Annotated in this window: 15 protein-coding genes; 3 read left to right on the top strand and 12 right to left on the bottom strand. The window is 44.6% G+C overall.

The window, feature by feature from the left end:
• Nucleotides 1–3: 3 nt before the first annotated feature.
• The 5 genes from spoIIIAD to NSQ29_RS04725 form a co-directional block, all read right to left on the bottom strand.
• Complete coding sequence (gene spoIIIAD, locus NSQ29_RS04745; RefSeq protein WP_042129828.1) at nt 4–393, bottom strand: stage III sporulation protein AD; 390 nt, start codon at nt 391–393, stop codon at nt 4–6.
• 7 nt (nt 394–400) lie between these two features.
• A complete protein-coding gene (gene spoIIIAC / locus NSQ29_RS04740; protein WP_036682849.1) occupies nt 401–604 on the bottom strand; it encodes a stage III sporulation protein AC in 204 nt (67 codons plus the stop codon).
• A gap of 13 nt (nt 605–617) precedes the next feature.
• On the bottom strand, nt 618–1,136 hold the full coding sequence (gene spoIIIAB / locus NSQ29_RS04735) for a stage III sporulation protein SpoIIIAB (protein WP_076284477.1): 519 nt from the start codon (nt 1,134–1,136) through the stop codon (nt 618–620).
• The gene (gene spoIIIAA / locus NSQ29_RS04730; protein ID WP_076284476.1) at nt 1,129–2,130 is read right to left on the bottom strand and encodes a stage III sporulation protein AA; all 1,002 of its coding nucleotides are present in this window, start codon (nt 2,128–2,130) and stop codon (nt 1,129–1,131) included. Before spoIIIAA ends, spoIIIAB begins: the two co-directional genes overlap by 8 nt.
• 82 nt (nt 2,131–2,212) lie before the next feature.
• Complete coding sequence (locus NSQ29_RS04725; RefSeq protein ID WP_371915730.1) at nt 2,213–2,476, bottom strand: YqhV family protein; 264 nt, start codon at nt 2,474–2,476, stop codon at nt 2,213–2,215.
• 302 nt (nt 2,477–2,778) lie between these two features.
• Between NSQ29_RS04725 and NSQ29_RS04720 the strand changes: the two genes are divergently transcribed.
• A complete protein-coding gene (locus NSQ29_RS04720) occupies nt 2,779–3,645 on the top strand; it encodes a YitT family protein (protein ID WP_341124476.1) in 867 nt (288 codons plus the stop codon).
• A 97-nt stretch (nt 3,646–3,742) separates the two neighbouring features.
• Here NSQ29_RS04720 and NSQ29_RS04715 read toward each other — a convergent pair whose 3' ends face one another.
• From NSQ29_RS04715 to NSQ29_RS04705, 3 genes are all read right to left on the bottom strand, one after another.
• Nucleotides 3,743–5,503, bottom strand: coding sequence for an extracellular solute-binding protein (locus NSQ29_RS04715; RefSeq protein ID WP_341124475.1), 1,761 nt, complete (start codon nt 5,501–5,503; stop codon nt 3,743–3,745).
• 131 nt (nt 5,504–5,634) lie between these two features.
• Nucleotides 5,635–6,513 carry a carbohydrate ABC transporter permease gene (locus NSQ29_RS04710; RefSeq protein ID WP_283908428.1) on the bottom strand — a complete coding sequence of 293 codons (879 nt, stop codon included), beginning with the start codon at nt 6,511–6,513 and terminating at the stop codon, nt 5,635–5,637.
• Between the two features lie 11 nt (nt 6,514–6,524).
• Nucleotides 6,525–7,457: an ABC transporter permease gene (locus NSQ29_RS04705; protein ID WP_339271741.1), complete on the bottom strand. Its 933-nt coding sequence runs from the start codon at nt 7,455–7,457 to the stop codon at nt 6,525–6,527.
• A 180-nt stretch (nt 7,458–7,637) separates the two neighbouring features.
• Here NSQ29_RS04705 and NSQ29_RS04700 point away from each other — a divergent pair, with 180 nt between their 5' ends.
• Together NSQ29_RS04700 and NSQ29_RS04695 are read left to right on the top strand one after the other, a co-directional pair.
• Entirely contained in the window at nt 7,638–9,371 is a 1,734-nt protein-coding gene (locus NSQ29_RS04700) for a sensor histidine kinase (protein ID WP_341124474.1), read from the top strand.
• Between the two features lie 27 nt (nt 9,372–9,398).
• The gene (locus NSQ29_RS04695) at nt 9,399–11,045 is read left to right on the top strand and encodes a response regulator transcription factor (RefSeq protein ID WP_341124473.1); all 1,647 of its coding nucleotides are present in this window, start codon (nt 9,399–9,401) and stop codon (nt 11,043–11,045) included.
• Nucleotides 11,046–12,078: 1,033 nt separating this feature from the next.
• Here the strand turns inward: NSQ29_RS04695 and NSQ29_RS04690 are convergent.
• The 4 genes from NSQ29_RS04690 to NSQ29_RS04675 form a co-directional block, all read right to left on the bottom strand.
• Nucleotides 12,079–13,332 carry an aspartate kinase gene (locus tag NSQ29_RS04690; protein ID WP_341126732.1) on the bottom strand — a complete coding sequence of 418 codons (1,254 nt, stop codon included), beginning with the start codon at nt 13,330–13,332 and terminating at the stop codon, nt 12,079–12,081.
• Nucleotides 13,333–13,633: 301 nt separating this feature from the next.
• The gene (gene efp / locus NSQ29_RS04685; protein ID WP_042190473.1) at nt 13,634–14,191 is read right to left on the bottom strand and encodes an elongation factor P; all 558 of its coding nucleotides are present in this window, start codon (nt 14,189–14,191) and stop codon (nt 13,634–13,636) included.
• 47 nt (nt 14,192–14,238) lie between these two features.
• Complete coding sequence (locus tag NSQ29_RS04680; protein ID WP_076300855.1) at nt 14,239–15,309, bottom strand: M24 family metallopeptidase; 1,071 nt, start codon at nt 15,307–15,309, stop codon at nt 14,239–14,241.
• Between the two features lie 74 nt (nt 15,310–15,383).
• The gene (locus NSQ29_RS04675; protein WP_076284474.1) at nt 15,384–15,875 is read right to left on the bottom strand and encodes a YqhR family membrane protein; all 492 of its coding nucleotides are present in this window, start codon (nt 15,873–15,875) and stop codon (nt 15,384–15,386) included.
• Nucleotides 15,876–15,978 lie beyond the last annotated feature (103 nt).

The following is a 15,978-nucleotide window of genomic DNA, read 5'->3' as shown; positions in this document are numbered from 1 at the left end:
GCTTTAAGCAGGTAGCAGCTTCATGACCGTTTCAATAATGATGCTGATAATGGGTACAGCTAGTACCATAATGAGGACTTTTCCGGCGAGCTCTATTTTGGAAGCAATCGATTCCTGCCCTGCATCACGCACAATCTGTGCTCCAAATTCAGCGATATATGAAATTCCGATGATTTTGAACACGGTCTTCAAATAGATCATTTCCATCCCCGATGACTCTGCCACCCGCTCCAGTGTGGAAAGTATCATTCCAATCTTGCCGATTAGAAACAGGAAGATCAGAATCCCTGTGGCAGTAGCGAGGAGAAAGGCAAACATCGGTTTTTGTTCCTTCAGCACGAGAATCAATATGGTCGATATCAGCCCTATTCCAACAACTTGAATGATCTCCATAGCACGCCTATTGAAAAAGAAAGATCGTTTTTATTTCCTGCAACAGTCCGTCCAGCATTCGAATAACCATAAATAGCACAACGACGAACCCGATTACGGTAACCCAATGTGCGAAATCTTCTTTTCCCATCTGTTTAAGCACCGTGTGTATCATGGCGATAATTATGCCAATGCCGGCAATTTGAAAAATCGCATTGACTTCAATATTCATTCCTGGCACCTCGCTAAAAGATCAAAATGACGATCAATGCTCCAAGCAGCAGACCCAGGCTTTTACTCAATTTTTCATATTTGCCTTGATCCTCTCTGGCCACCGACTCCTCCTGCTTCAATTGCTGCAATGCTAACGCGATATGAGTGCTCTGATTGGACCTATCGCTTGTACCGAGAGTACAACTGAGCTGGCGGAGAATCTCTTTTTCTGTCCCCTTCAATGCGGTAGACTTCCAATGCGAGTCCATAGCCCTCTGAATGGCATCCTGGGCACTTCGATCAAGGGGTGGGCTCATCTCCTCAGCTGTTTTAATAAACAACGTTTTGAGCGGTTCCTTAGACTGAATCCCAATACGCCGCATAGCTTCAGGCAATGGGGTAAAGCCGTACATAATTTCTGTTTCCAGCCGCTGTAGCGCTGCTATCAAGCCTCTGATATGTCTTGGCCTGTCTGCATATTGTTTTGCAAATTGGAGCCCTGCTAGCGTACCAGCCAGCACAATCAGAACGGCACCGAATAGCTTAAGCATGTAAATCACCACCTAATCGATCCCCGGGTGAGATAAGAAGTAATCCGCGTTTCTGTCCATCCAGAACACGAAAGGAGAGCCCTGCTTCTGAGCGATGCAGAATGACGTATCTTTCGAACATCTTTTGTTCCAATAGCCCGCCAAGCCCGGGCCTACGAGCCAGTTCTATTACTTCTTTACCGTGAGCCGAAGCAACGACTGATATTCCAGCATGCAGCGCTTCAGTGACTGCTTCAGCGTCTTCAGGACGACCAATCTCATCAGCGATCAATACATCCGGTGACAAGGAACGAATCATCATCATCATGCCTTCAGCTTTGGGACAGCCGTCGAGAATATCTGTGCGCGGACCAACATCAAAGGCGGGAATCCCGCGTCTGCTTCCTGCAATCTCAGAACGTTCATCGACAATCCCCACCTTCAAACCGGGTCTTCCGCCTTCACGCTTCCCCAAATCTCCTAATGAGATTTGTCTCGCGATATCGCGAAGAAGTGTTGTCTTCCCGTGCTGTGGAGGCGAGAGGATCAAGGTGTGCATCATTCGCTGCCTCCCCTTGTCCAGCAGATAGGGTAGCACTTTATCCGCGACTCCAGGAACCTCACGGGCTATGCGGACATTGAAGCTTGTAATGTCGCGTAGATGCTCCACACCACCACCACTCAGCACCGTCCGACCAGCAAGTCCTATTCGATGGCCGCCAGGAATCGTAATAAATCCCTTTCTCAGCTCTTCTTCCATCGTATATAGTGAATGGTTGCTGATCAGATCTAGCAGTCTATGAGTGTCCTCCCGATCCGGCCTATAGGCTTCTTCCGGCCTTTGCGTTACGCTGCCATTTGCTCTAAGAAAGTGATATTTACCTGAATAGTTAATCTCCAGCGGACGACCTTCACGGACCCGAATCTCTTCCACCATTCCAAGTAGCGGAAGGGGAAGGCACTTTAATAGTGCTCTTACTTTTTCAGGAAACAATTGCAACCAATCATCTGCCATACAAAGTACCCCCAAGTTGTCCTCTATCTAATTGCTTTATTCCATATTTATGCTTGTACGCGCTCAATATGCCTATCATCTATCATTTTTTTAGAATCCCGATTAAGAGAAAGGCTACACCGCAACCGACCCAGCCCAGTTTGCTCCAGGACAACTGCTGAGCCATCCCTGTAAGTCCGATCGCTGTCGTCAATATCAAGATCGTCGGGCCTACCAAAGCTAGTCCAGAATTGACTGCAAGCGCCTTGTCTACCTGATTCAACCGCAGCATAATCAGTGCAGCTATAATCTCCGCACTACCCGAGAACAGCCGAAGAGTCGCCATCCAGCTTACATACTTGTCCAATCCACTCCACTCCTAACTTTTACTATTTCACACAGAATGATATTCAGGGCTTGTTTGTCCTTCTCTTATCCATGGATATGCGATAATTACTCACTTTAGACAAGGAGAAATGACAGAATTGCAAGTCCAACTGTGAAAGAGTTCATAGTACACACCTATATAAATAAATATAATCAGTACGATAAAATTATTTTTTACGAACACTTCCATCTGTGGTATCCTTGTTAATTGGAAATATAGTGGGTTTATATTTTCAAAAAGAGCAGACTATAAAGACATAAGAAAAAGAGGGGATTTGTGTCATGCAAGTTCGAAGTTACGGGTTACCGCAAAACATGCGGACCGTAGTCAGACCACTCAAGGAAGTAGCTATCATTATTTTTTCAGCCTTTTTAATTGCAAGCGGGATGCGATTGTTTCTAATTCCTCATCAGCTTCTGAGCGGTGGGGTAGCAGGGGTGGCTTCGGTCGTCGGTTATTTATCGGATCCGAAGTACATTTCTAAACTTTATTTTGTAATAAACCTTCCTTTAATTGTCTGGGGATTTATTGCAGTGGGGAAAAAGTACATCTTACTAAGCTTGCTTTCCGTCGTGGCCACCACCTGGTTCATTACCATTATTCCTGAGGTGCAAATGACCAAGGACCCCATTCTTGCAAGTATTTTCGGCGGAGTAATTATTGCTGGGGGCGTTGGTTTTTCTCTCCGTACTGGGGGCTCTTCTGGGGGATTTGATATATTAGGCTCGATTATTTCACGTAAACGGGATATTCCCATGGGGAATATCATGTTCTTAATGGATGGATTAGTTATTCTGAGTTTAGGCTTCTTTAAAAGCTGGGATTCCGCCTTATACGCTATGCTCTGTATTTTTGTAAAGAGTAGAGTAGTCGATATGATCCATATTCGCCATGTGAAGCTGACCTGCTTTATCGTTACCAAAGAACGGGAGATGATGTTAACCCGTCTCAGAGAGTTACCTCATGGCATCACTGTCGTCAATGCAGAGGGTGGATACAGTCATGAGGGAAATACCATGCTAATGACAGTAACGACTCGGTATGAACTTGCAAATCTACGGAGAACTATTCTTGAGGCAGACCCAAGCTCCTTCGTCAATGTTGTGGAGACTGTAGAGATTCAGGGCCGGTTCAAACGATTAGGATAAATTAAGGGACCTACCTCCCTTGCTGTTTTATAAATGAAAAGGAACGCTGCATTCAAATCTGCAGCGTTCCTTTTCATCTATAAGTGATGCTATGTGCTTATTTTTTACTAGCGGAAATATACCAGTCATTCACTTCCTTAGTAATTTCATCGCCGCCAGATTTCTTCCAGTTGGCCACCATCGTATCGAACTCTTCGATAGGGGATTGACCGTAAATGATCTTGGAGTACGTTTGAAGTACCAATTTCTTTAATAGCTCATTTTTGGATTTCATGGTTTCAGTCAGAGGTCCTTGGAAGTAATTCTTCATACGAATATCCTTTTGCTCCAAGACGATCTTCATGGCTTCAATATTCTCCGGTTTACGAACCGCAGCTGTAGCAATCTCATACGGAGTTTCAGGCGTACCACCGTTTGCCAGTTTGTTCATCGTCTCTGCGTACAATCCCGGCTCACGGGCACCGTCAAAAGTAAGAGAGTAGTAGATCGGTTCAACTAAATGTGTCCGGTCGCCATAGCCAGGGAATAGATCCGGATATTTCGCCGGGTCTTTAACTACAGTACCATCTGCTTGCTTGGCATAGTCATAACCTTCAGCAAAACCATTTTCGAAAATGCCACCTTTTTGTGGATTCGCCCAGTTATCGAATAAGAAGTTATAATAACGCAGCAGTGCTTCTTGATGCTTCGAATCCTTATTGATCAGCATCCATCCGTTAACAGACGGGTTACCACTTTGTGTACCAATTTTTCCATCAGGGCCGGCAGGAATAGCATAAGCTTTATATTTTGCACCAGGTACGTTGTTCAGCAGATCACCAAACGGCCAGTCAGGAAGCCAGTTGCGGCCTACAATTGCACCCGCTTGACCTTTAGTGAATTGTTCGTAACCACCATTTTCATCGACAAGACCTGCATCTTTAGTGATATAGCCCTTTTCCATCCATGTCTTCAGTGTAGACAGTGCTTGCTTCGCACCTGGATCGATCGAGCCATAGCTCAGCGTACCATCTGCACCTTTGTTCCATTGTTCTGGCATGGTGCCGAAATCACCGAACAACCAGCTGATATCAGCGATCCAGTTCAAGTAAGTATTTTTAAAACCGGTTGCGAGACCAAGAGTGTCTTTCTTACCGTTGCCATCAGGATCTTTGTTTACAAAAGCGTCCATGATGTTCTCGAAATCAGCAAGTGTCTTAGGAGCCTGCAGACCCAGCTTATCCATCCAATCTTGACGCAGCCAGAGAACCATGTCGTCATTATAAGCGTAATCCAGAACCGGAAGTGCCATAACTTTGCCATCGCGTGTTACTGGTAACAATGTATCCGGATTCAGCTCCATACCCTTCTTGTATACATCGCCAGCATACTTGTCGATCAAACCACCAACATCTGTGAACTGTCCGGAGTCAATCAGCATATTGACCGTTTCCATATCGCCACGGTAAGTGATCACGTCCGGCATTTTATCACCTGAAGACAACATAAGTCTAATCTTCGTCTGATAGGCTTGGTTGGTGTCGGTGACAACCCAATCATATTTCACATCAATGCCCAGATTATCTTTCATATAAGTGTTAAGAACGTTGTTCTCCATACTCTCGCCGGTTTTATAGTAATAGTTATTACCAATGGCCTTAACCGTTGTAAGTGTAATTGGCTCAACATATTTACTGCCATCCCAACCGGTTTCGTCAACATTACTTTTTGGCTGTGCTGCATTTTCAGTAGTGCTGTTTTCTTTCTTTGTCGCATCGTTTGAAGCTGCCGGACTGTTGTTATTATTACTTGAGCAAGCCGCCAGACTTAGCGCCATTACCGAAGCCAGTAATATGTTGCTTATCCGTTTGTATTGCATTTTCTTCTTTTCCCCCTAGATCGTATTGAGAGCGCTTCCCCCTGCTCTACATATCAAACTATAATTCTCGATGAAAAATTTGGAAATACCCGATATTTGGTGCTGATACTAATTTTTTTATCTTTTTACTATTACTCTTTAATCGCTCCTAATACTATCCCCTTCACGAAAAACCGCTGTAGGAATGGATAAATCAACAGTACTGGCAACATGCCTATGAAAATCTGTGCAGCTTTCACTGTCCGCTGAGAGATATTCAGCAGATCACGAGGATTCGCCGTCAGCTTACTGAAGTCCTGCGATACAATAACCGTCTGTAGGAATGTGGCAAGCGGATAGTTACGGTAATTATTGATATATAGTAAACCATCAAACCATGCATTCCAGCTACCGACAACTGAGAACAACGACAATGTGGCAATAGAAGCCATAGCCAATGGGAGATACACACGGAACAGTACGGTAAAGTGTCCTGCTCCATCAATCAACGCAGCCTCCTCCAGCTCTTTTGGCGTCGCCTTGAAGAAATTCATGAGCAGAATCATATTAAATACTTGCACTGCACCCGGTAACACAAGCGCCCAGATCGTGTCCATCATGTGTAAATTCCGCACGACCATATATAAAGGGATCATCCCGCCTGTGAACAGCATCGTGAAGACAAAATACCAAGCGTAGATGTTACGGCTTTTGAGTACTGACGAATCCTTCGATAAGGAATAAGCAGCAAGGGTAATCACGCTCATCGTCATAAATGTGCCAAGAATCGTCCGACCCACTGAAATAAAAAATGCCCGTAAGAAATTGGGATTGTTCAAGGTTTTGGTGTAGGATTCGATATTAAAATCGACTGGCCAAAGTCCGACCAGATGAGCATTAGCCGGTGCGCTTGCACTGAAGCTAATCGCTAAAATATGAATAATCGGCAGGATACAGAGCAGTCCAGCTATGACAAGAATGCAATAGTTAAGTATTGTGAACAACTGGTATCCTCTTGTTTTGTAATACATCCCTGAACCTCCTAGAATATTTTATAGTCAGCCAATTTATAGGCCACTCTGTAACCAACCACTATGAGTAAAAAACCAACCAATGATTTAAACACGCCAACAGCAGTAGCAAAGCTATACTGGCCATTTAAGATACCGGTTCGGTACACAAACGTATCAATGATATCGCCTTTATCGTATACAAGCGGGTTATACATATTAAAGATTTGGTCAAAACCAGCGTTAAGTATATTACCAATAGCCAAAGTAGCAACGACAATGATAATAGGTACCAGCGACGGAATCGTTACGCTTAAAGTTTGTCTCCAACGGTTCGCGCCATCTACCTCAGCTGCTTCATATAGCGACGGATTCACACCCGCTAACGCTGCCAAATAGACGATCGTACCATACCCAAATTGTTGCCACACATCGGTCACCACTACGATAAAACGGAACCAGTTGCCGCTGGCTAGAAATAGGATAGGCTCAATGCCAAACCAATTCTGTAATACAGAATTAATCATCCCGTCAGCGGATAACATATCCGTCAAGATGCCTCCGAGAAATACCCAAGAGATGAAATAAGGTAAGTATACGAGCGTTTGCACCGTTCTTTTGACCGAATTTCGCCGGACTTCATTCAACAGAAGCGCAAATGTAAACGGCACGATGACATTCAATATAATTTTCAAACCGGCGATCAGAACGGTATTAACAATAACTTTCTTACTGTCCGGGTATTCAAACATAAAGCGAAAATGTTCAAGTCCAACCCACTTTGATCCCCATATTCCGTCATAAGGCTTGAAGTCTTTGAAAGCGATCACAAGTCCCCCAAGTGGCAAATAACCGAAGATGAACTGTAGCACAACAGCAGGTATCAACATTACATGCAGTGGCCATGTTCGTTTTAGGAATCCTTTCAGCCAGGGCCGCGAGACCAGTGTGCCTTTTACATTCATCTTTTTTGCTGTTTCCATCCCCATAATCCTCTCTACCATCATTTTTTAGGATTGACATCTGCAACATCATCCTGCAATAGTAAGTATACAATCGCCTTATAAGGTCGTCTGCGCCGAGAATTTTGGAACAATGCCTGATTTTTTGTTTCCTTACTTTCATGAAGCGAAGGAGTCGCAAGCATGAACACACGCTTTAATACATTTACAAAAATCATCTCTTTGGTCCTGATCCTGCTAATTCCGCTCGTGGGACTATATTGGTTCTCCAACCAGACAAGCCTGCGTGTGGTCTCGGACGAAATTGAGAAATCGATGTACAAGGACCTTACATACTTTGCCGTGCAGACTGACAATGTCGCCGCGCAGCTCTCAAAAGGCGGACTTATCCTCAGCGAAGATATCAATGTACGCGCGCTCGAATTCATCGAAATTATGACACTGTATGAGCAGACTAATGAAAAGCTCAAAATTGATGACAAGCTGAAACTTGTAATCGCTTCCTCAATATGGGACACAACACTTAGCATCTATGCCCCCGACACACGAACTTTTGTTTCCTCCAATGTTTCCAATGTGTTTGACAACAACCAACTACGGCGCAACTTTTCTCGGACTTGGAAAATAACGACCGATGTGCCCTCCTTCTATCGTGGGCAGCAACGCTTTGTTCGTCATATTACCGAGCCATTTAATTCCTCCTTGGATCAGGCGAAGCTGATTGTAGAAATGAGCTTTCCTGCCACGGATTTGATCAAGGCACTGGATCGTTTCAAAAAAGGAGGCAAAGGTGATCCTTTTTTTATTTCATCCGATCATAGTGTGATACAAGCCATAGATGCGGATCAGAAGCTACAGAAAGAGCTAATTGAAAAGATCGATCTGAAGGTTCTCGCTAAACATCCGTTCACACGGCTTACACTCTCTGGAAGCGAATACGCCGTCAGTTGCGTCTGGATGCCGGAGCTCAGACAGTATCTGGTGGATTATTTGCCAATTCAGGATGTAGTACGGCCGATTACAACAAACAGCTATTTATTCTACAGCTCGATTTTCTTCTTGCTTGTAGGCAGTACTATCGCAGCGTACTTCTTATACAACACCGTTCAAGTGCCTATTCGTGAACTTATCCGTGGAGTGCGCAGAGTCAAACGTGGGGATTACACAACGATCAATGTCTTGCATCCAAATAATGAATTTCACTTCCTACTGGTCAGCTTTAATGATATGGCCACGCAGATTGAACAGCTTATACAGAATGTTTACCTGGAGCAGATAGCTTCAAGAGACGCCAACCTGAAGCAGCTGCAATCGCAGATTAATCCGCATTTCCTATACAATTGCTTCACACTCATTCGCAGTCTGACACGTCTAGGTGAGAAAGAGACGGTTATGCAGCTAACGATGCATCTAAGTAAATATTATCGCTACACGACCTACTCAGAGCGGCAAACCGCCGAGCTGAAAGAGGAAATCGATTTGGTTCAAAGCTACCTCGCCATTCAGGCGATCAAAGTTCAGGATTTAAAATACGAGATTGATATCCCCAGTGACTTTGCAGGGCTTAAGCTGCCGCGTCTTATCCTTCAGCCACTAGTTGAAAATGCCGTATTGCACGGGATAGAGCCGGTAGGCTGCGGAAGTATTCATATCAGTGCCTATGTCACCGAAGAGTATAATATTATCGCAGTTCAGGATGACGGGATTGGTCTTACGGAAGAAAAGCTTATCTCATTGCAGCGGCAGATTGCGTTTCCTCCTGTCGAAGATAAGGGCTGTGCTTTATGGAATACAAGGCAACGAATACAGCTGCAGTTCGGGAAAGAAGCCGGGCTGCGTATTATCAGGCGGGAGGAAGGCGGAGTTGAAACCCAGCTATACTGGCCTAATCAGTCAGATTACGATAGTGCTTCATAACTGGCTTACATCAAGGAGGAACATGAAATGCACCAACTGTTAATCATAGATGATCAGACAGCCCTTGCAGATGATTTAGCTGATATGCTTCCCTGGCACGAAATAGGCATCGACATTGTTCATAAAGCCTACTCTGGACGTGAAGCACTAGAACTACTCTATGAACATTCGATCGACGTCGTTGTAACTGATATCTGCATGCCGGGAATGTCAGGGCTCGATCTCATTGCCGAAATCAGACGTAACTGGAAACATACAAAATGCATTCTGCTCACAGGTTTTGCCGATTTTGAATATACCAAACAGGCGCTGAAGCTGAGATCCAGCGATTATCTCCTTAAACCAGTTGAAGACGAAGAATTAATGAGCGCCGTTCGCAAAGCACTAGACGAGCTTGAACAAGAGTGGCAAGAAGTCATTTCGATTCAAAAAATTAATTATACGCTTAGAGAACAGCTGCCTAAGCTACGGGAATATCTACTGAGGGATCTGATTACCGGCAAGCAGGACCCGGCCATTGGTCCACTTTCCAAAAAACTTCAAATGTATGAAGTTCCCATTGCCAGAGGCACTTCCTACAGCATGATGCTGCTGAGGATAGACACAACAGAAGGTGAGTACGATCAAAGTGATGAGACACTCATTGAATATGCACTGACTAACATTGCTGCTGAGCTGTTCGGCCCCCGTATGGCGTTATGGCATTGTACAGATATGCACGGATTTATCGTCTGCTTGCTGTCAGACAAGTCCCTTCCAAATACGATTGAATCAACAAAGATAAGCGAAGAAGAGGCACTCGATGTCTGGATTGAAACACAGGCCTTTCAGCTCCAACGTGCGGCTAAATCCTACTTAAAGGTAGGCGTATCCGTTCTAACGAGTAAAAGAGGCCAATTTCCGCAAGATATCCGGACCATGTATCAGTCCTCACTGGCGAGTTTCAGGCATTTCATCGGAAGGGATACCGAATTGTTCATTTCACTAGCCAAGGAACCAAACCGCGGTGAAATGCAGCAGCTAAATGAGCTCTATGTAACGCCGACTCTAGGTTTGCTGTTGGAAATGGGCCAATGGGAAGCAGCCAACGATAAGCTGGCGGCAATCCTGAAAGAGCTGGAAGAAGAATGGCGAGACTCGCAGGAGCATATCCTTGAAGCTTATTTTGCCATTGCCTCCTCCATTTCTTCTCTTATTCATCGCACCAAAAAATGGCTGGCTGACACGATCGGTGAAGATTTCTATACCGTAACTAGCGGGCAGCCTATGCAAACAGTCGATGAGCTACGCAACTGGAGTGAACGGGTCATCGCCAGCTACCGACGCTCGGTTAGCAGTGTGGAGAAGGATTCCCGAAACTCCATTATCCGCAAGGTACAGGATTACATCGCGCAGAACCCTGGTACAGCTTCACTACAGACTATATCTTCAAGCGTATATCTGAACCCTTCATATCTCTCGAAGATTTACAAGCTTGAAACTGGTGAAGGAATCAGTGAATATACGCTTCGTATTCGTATGGAGAAGGCAATTCTCTTGCTAGAGCAGTCGCCTGAAAAAATCTATGAAATTTCAACCTTGCTTGGCTATCAAAAACCTAGCTATTTCATTCATCTATTCAAGAAGCATTATGGCATAACACCGCAGGAATACCGCAACAAACTCGGTTTATAAGTCTAAACAAGAAAAACGCCTGACGTCGTCCTTGGAGGTAGAGTTACAAGCTGAGTACATCCGTAATTCCATACTCGTATCCATATACACCTTCGTAGTGTGGTTCCGCTTGCGGACCGAATGGCTTTATTTCGATGAAATGAGCACATCTATTAGGGACGGACCGTATTGCACTTATTCCTAATAACAAGCCCCTTCCCGGTGATCTGGGGCGAATAACAGCGCTGGCTCGTTTACGTTACCGGCGGCACATTGTATTCGATTTTTCGCATACAATTGGCTCGTTTACGCTACCGGCGGCACATTGTATTCGATTTTTCGCATACAATTGGCACATTTACGTTACCGGCGGCATATTGTATTCGATTTTTCGCATACATTTGGCTCGTTTACGTTACCGGCGGTACACTGTATTCGGTTTTTCGCATATATTTGGCTTGTTTACGTTACCGGCGGCATATTGTATTCGATTTTTCGCATACATTTGGCTCGTTTACGCTACCGACGGCACATTGTATTCGCTTTTTCGCATACATTTGGCTCGTTTACGCTACCGGCAGCACATTGTATTCGATTTTTCACATACATTTGGCTTGCTTACGTTACCGGCGGCACATTGTATTCGGTTTTTCGCATACATTTGGCTCGTTTACTTTACCGGCGGCACATTGTATTCGGTTTTCGCATACATTTGGCTTGTTTACGTTACCGGCGGCATATTGTATTCGATTTTTCGCATACAATTGGCACGTTTACTTTACCGGCGGCACATTTGTATTCGATTATTCGCATACATTTGTCCGTAGGCTCGACTAAAACATGCATTTCGGAGGATATAAGGTCCGCTCGGTTTTTAGAATCTGACGGAGGACTCCTCGTTTATTCCATGTCTCCTGCTTCTTCACGTTCACCCCTCCTTCCTCTTTCTTCGGAGTTATCCACATTTTTTGTATTGTATAATTTCCTAAACAATAAAAAAAGATGCTTACAGCCATTTAGCTGTAAACATCCCTTTTTATTTCCCCAGCAGCTCTTATCGGCGATCTTTAGGACCTCCGACGAAAGCCTGCTCAGTTGTATCAAGATTGTAGGCGGTATGAAGCGCCTGTATGATTGATGGCAAATTGCCTGATTCAATGACGCAAGATACTTTGATCTCAGAAGTGCTGACCATCTTGATGCTTACACCCTCTTGGGAGAGTACATCAAACATTTGAGCCGCTACCCCTGGATGGCTGACCATACCAGCACCAACGATGGATACCTTCACCAGGTTATCCTCGGAGGTAACTTCACGATAAGGCAAAGTTTTATGAATTTCTTTAATTACTTCCTTCGCCCGATCCAGTTCATCAAGAGAAACTGTAAATGAGAAGTCAGCCTGCTCATTCTGTACACCACTTTGTACGATGATATCTACGTTAACGCCCTCTTCAGCAAGCTTGCCGAAGACCTGAGCGAGTACACCTGGTACATCAGGAACTCCAAGAATACTGACACGTGCTACATTCTTATCAAATGCAATACCACTTACTACGATTCCCTGCTCCATGCTTATTTCCTCCTTCACAACGGTACCTTCATTATGATTAAAGCTCGATCTAACGACCAGCTTAACTTGATGACGCTTAGCGTACTCCACTGCACGTGGATGTAATACAGCTGCTCCCAGATTGGCAAGTTCCAGCATTTCATCGTAAGAGATTTCCTTCAGCTTACGTGCCGTCTTCACAATACGCGGGTCTGTGGAGTAGATACCATCTACATCGGTATAGATCTCGCATACATCTGCTTGAATAGCAGCAGCCAATGCTACGGCTGTTGTGTCCGAACCACCGCGGCCTAATGTGGTGATCTCACCGTCCACAGTCATTCCCTGAAAGCCTGCAACGATCACGATCTGTTCACGCTCCAAAGACGCTAATACACGACGCGGGTCAATTTCATTGATACGAGCTCTGCCGTGAGTTTCGTCTGTTCGGAATCCAGCCTGCCATCCTGTATAAGAAACTGCATTCCGCCCGATCCCATGCAGGGCAATGGACAATAGAGCGACGGAGATTTGTTCACCTGTCGTCATCAACATATCCATTTCACGTGCGGGCGGCTGCCCGTTTAGTTGCTTCGCCGTATCGATCAAATCATCTGTTGTATCCCCCATTGCAGATACAACCACAACGCAGCGATGTCCCTCATCTTGCTTGTCTGCGATGCGCTTGGCGACGCGTTTCATTCGTTCAGTGTCGCCGACGGAGCTGCCTCCGAATTTCATAACATAAAGTGACAAAGTCCCATTCACTCCCCATATCGGTCTATGTAGTTGCTTCTAATCGGTTTCCCGCTTTAAATCAGTATAATACGAAAACAGTGCCTTGCGTTAATGGTTTCATAAAAAATTTATTAAATTTCCCCGCTGTGAAAAAAAAGATAAGGTCAGCATCTGCCCTTCAGCTGTGCTTATTTTACTCAACTTCCAGTATTTTAATGTAGGTTTCCATAGCATCTTTATCCGTTACTGTTCATAAAAAAACCTCCACCGTATAAACGGGGAGGCTCTTCTGGTAATATCTAGGTTATTGTTCTGTTTCCTACGCGCGGGAGATATATTTACCTTCACGAGTATCAACCAGCAAGATGTCTTCCTCGTTGATGAACAATGGAACCTGAACACTATGTCCGGTTTCAAGCTTGGCCGATTTCGTAGCACCTTGAGCAGTGTTTCCTTTAACGCCAGGCTCAGTTTCAACAACCTTCAACTCTACGCTGGTAGGAAGGTTGATCCCAAGAATCTCACCTTTGTAACTAACGATGTTTACAGTCATGTTCTCTTTAAGGAAATTCAATTCCCATTCCAATTGCTTTTCGGACAATTCGAATTGGTCATAAGTTTCGTTATCCATGAAAACGTGGTCCGATCCACTGGCATAGAGATATTGTACACCACGGTTTTCGATAATAGCACGGCCAATCGTTTCACCTGCACGGAATGTACGCTCTACTGTATTACCGTTACGCAAGTTCTTAAGCTTGGAACGAACAAATGCTGCGCCTTTACCTGGCTTAACGTGTTGGAAATCAATAACGGTAAAAATATCTCCCTCTACCTCTACGGTCAAACCTGTTTTAAAATCATTTACTGAAATCACTAAAAATCCCTCCAAAATTTATAATCAATCTAATACTTCACACTTACTTACAGTACTGTATATTCTTTAGACGAATGGGTCAGCAGTGATATTCCGCTCTCCGTGATCACAATGTCGTCTTCAATACGTACTCCGCCAATTCCCGGCAAATAAATACCAGGCTCCACAGTTACTACCATCCCCGGCTGCATAATATCGTCGCTAAGTTTGGACAAACGCGGCCACTCATGAACTTCCATTCCAAGTCCATGGCCTGTGCTGTGTCCAAATTGTTCACCATATCCGTAGCTAGCAATGATATCACGTGCCAAGGCATCACATTCCCGTCCAGTCATACCCGGCTTGATATGTGCTAAAGTATGTAGCTGAGCTTCCAGCACAATATCATAGATCTCTTTCAGCTTCGGATCCGGTGCTCCGAGTGCGATAGTTCTTGTCACATCTGAGCAATAGCCATCAAGTAATGCACCGAAATCAAGGGTAATGAATTCATTGCCTTGAATTACACGGCTGCTTGCTACGCCGTGTGGCATGGACGAGCGTTCACCTGAAGCAACAATCGTATCAAACGATGAAGAAGTTGCACCATGGGTACGCATATAAAATTCCATTTCCAAATCAACATCGCGCTCAGTCATGCCCGGCTTGATCACGTTCAGAATATGACTGAATGTAGCATCGGCCAGATCTGCTGCACGTTGCATAACGGCAAGCTCTTCCTCATCCTTGAACATACGAAGGTCTTCCACAGCTTTGGAAATTGGAACTAACACTGCCGGCTTAAGTGCTTCTGCATATGAGGTGTACGCGCTGAATGAAACATCATCCTGTTCGAAACCGATACGTACCTCTTTACCAGAAGGCAGAAGCTCGCGAACTGTATCAATGAACTTAGTTGTATGTTCTACAACTTTAACCCCCATTGCTTGGTCCGCGGCCTGTGTCATATACCTGAAGTCAGTCAGCAGATAACAATCATCACTTGTCACCAGTACATAACCGGACGATCCGGTAAATCCACTTAAATAGCGGCGGTTATAACCGCTAGTTATCAACATTGCATCCAATCCTTGATCCTGCAAAACCTTACGCAGCTTGGAGACACGCTTGTTACCCATTTTCATTCTCCTCTCGAAATAGCCACATTGTATTTTAACATAGGGATATCCCCTTGAGAAGTTTTTTCGCGCCGTTAGGCAAGCGCTGTACTTTGCTCACGCTTCCGTTCGTCCGTATACTCGATCGCTGCTGTATATCCAATGAACATTCCCCATAGCAGAAAAATGCAGAACTCACTAATGACAGTGTTCCACGGCAGCTTGAATGGGGGCTGCATAAGAAACATCTGCGAACCAGGAATAAATATAATCGCCCACCATAAAACGCCGTAGACCAGGCCTGGCCAAGGTCCCTTCAGCTTGCGGAGAAGCAGTACATACAGCATGGAGGCGATGACCGAAAATACAATAAACATCATATATCCCACGAAATGTCCAAATGCTGTTGTCAAAAACGCATGTCTGAAAAAAGGCTCTGCGATAAAGCCAGGGCTGACTTTGGTAAAACTGAACCAATAGACTAGCCAATGAAGCCCACCCCAAATTAATCCTGCAAAAAAACCTAATTCGAGTGCAAAAAGCCAAATATTTGTATGCCCCGATTGTTGTTGATGAGATTTGCTCATGAAATTGCCTCGCTTTCTTTATTTTCAATGCCGATTTATCTCTCGTTCTCTCTAGAAGATAGTATGTACAGCAAAAGGCGATCCAACTAGTAATGTCTTCAAA

This window comes from Paenibacillus sp. FSL F4-0236, from assembly GCF_038000135.1.
Taxonomy (GTDB): Bacteria; Bacillota; Bacilli; order Paenibacillales; family Paenibacillaceae; genus Paenibacillus_AQ.
This window is presented reverse-complemented; position numbering and strand designations above follow the sequence as displayed.